The following is a 1,573-nucleotide window of genomic DNA, read 5'->3' as shown; positions in this document are numbered from 1 at the left end:
TTATATAGTCAGCCTCATGGCGTTCAGCAATAGCGACGACGAGTTAACGCCCCCGATTTTCCACCGCCGCCACGGCTTATCGAAGCGGCTTACGCCGCAAGGCCGGGAAAAAAAAGGATTAAAACTAGGATTTTTACCCATACCGATCTAAAATTTCGCGCAAAAACAAAGAGAAGTAAATTTGGTCCACCGGGAAAAGGAATGAAGTTGTGAAGGAAATGATCTCCATCGTTTTTATGGCATGCCTGCTGGCGCTGCTGTTTTCGTGGCTGTTCGTCTACGGTCTTAACATTCATTAACCCCGTAACGACAACCATCCCCCTCCCTGGCGGGCAAGCGGCGCATCGCGACTGATGCGCTAAAACCGGCACCTGAAGGGGTCACGTACCGTCAAAACCCGACGCCGCCTCACCTTAGACTTGCTGTCCGCAAATACATCATTAGTTTTTATGAGTCATAACCCCACCGCGTTTCCCCCCTTCACCGACGCTTTTACTGCTCAGCGGAGTTCACCCCAGAAGGAAGACTTGCCTGACGCAAAATGTTACCGGTAACTATGCTGTTGATTTCTTTTGGCAATAAACGTAAAGCCGTTAATAACCCTACGTTCTTTATAGAAATAAATTATGCATACTTATGGATAAAGGTTTGAATAAAGGGCCTTTGGTCATTGATTATCCCCCGCCAAGCTCCTAGAATTCGCGCGTAAAAATACAACTGGGATCGGGTTTCATGTCGCCGCTGTGGGTTGCAACGCAATACTGTTATTTTATTGGTCTGTTAGTTTCTATGGTTTTCACCTACCTGGTTAGCCGGGACACCGTCAAAATTCGCTGCATCAGCGCACTGACCATCGGGTTAACCTGGCCGTTGAGCCTGCCGGTGGTGTTACTGTTTTCGCTGTTCTAACGCCCCAATATCGCGCGGTGGCTTTTAAACAGTCATGTTAATGAAAAGAGGCTGACCACCGGCGTCATGGTTTTTGGCGTGGGATAAAAAAGTGCCAGCGCAAAGCTGGCATGAAAATTGGAAGCAATGTGAGCAATGTCGCGCCGGATCGGGGGGCACAGAAGGAGACAACCCTTTTCCCCTCACCGGCGAATCAAATGATAATACGTCTCATTATTGAATGTAAAGTCATTTCCCTACGCAACTGTTCCTCTTTGGGAAACTATCAGCCGCGCGGCGATCGCCAGCGCTGATACAATCGCCCCGCCCCCCACACCAGCAGCCAGAGCAAAGCATTCAACCCCAACCACAGCATCAGCAAGTAGAAGAAAGTCTGATAACCGGGTATGCCCCGATCGGCCAAAAACGGGTTGAAGTGAAAAAATTTGACGATCGCGAACGGATTAAGATTGAAACGGTTGAACACGGCCGCTGTCAGCAACGGTGGCAACAGCGTATAAAACGCCAGGCTGAACAGCAGCAGGATTTTTGTGCCCGAAGTGTTTTTATAATCTTTCATATCAATAAATTATATCTATCATCATAGTGCAAAAACCGCCAGGCATTCGTACGCCAATCGACCCCGCGGGCGCTAAAGAGTTCCAGGCCAACGCGGAAATAAAGC

The 1,573-nt window shown here is 48.8% G+C and carries 2 protein-coding genes; one reads left to right on the top strand and one right to left on the bottom strand.

From position 1 onward, the window contains the following. Positions 1-732 precede the first annotated feature (732 nt). Positions 733-909: a GhoT/OrtT family toxin gene (locus ADK28_RS29625; protein WP_015378105.1), complete on the top strand. Its 177-nt coding sequence runs from the start codon at positions 733-735 to the stop codon at positions 907-909. 265 nt (positions 910-1,174) lie between these two features. On the opposite strand, the gene ADK28_RS02830 is transcribed toward ADK28_RS29625, so the two are convergent. Beyond that, positions 1,175-1,468 (bottom strand): hypothetical protein, encoded by a 294-nt coding sequence (locus tag ADK28_RS02830; protein WP_016927468.1) that lies wholly within the window; start codon positions 1,466-1,468, stop codon positions 1,175-1,177. Between the last annotated feature and the right edge of the window lie 105 nt (positions 1,469-1,573).

The organism is Serratia sp. 506_PEND, assembly GCF_001076875.1.
GTDB classification, from domain to species: domain Bacteria; phylum Pseudomonadota; class Gammaproteobacteria; order Enterobacterales; family Enterobacteriaceae; genus Serratia; species Serratia marcescens.
The sequence above is the reverse complement of the archived record's forward strand: the minus strand, read 5'-3'. Positions and strand labels throughout refer to the sequence as shown.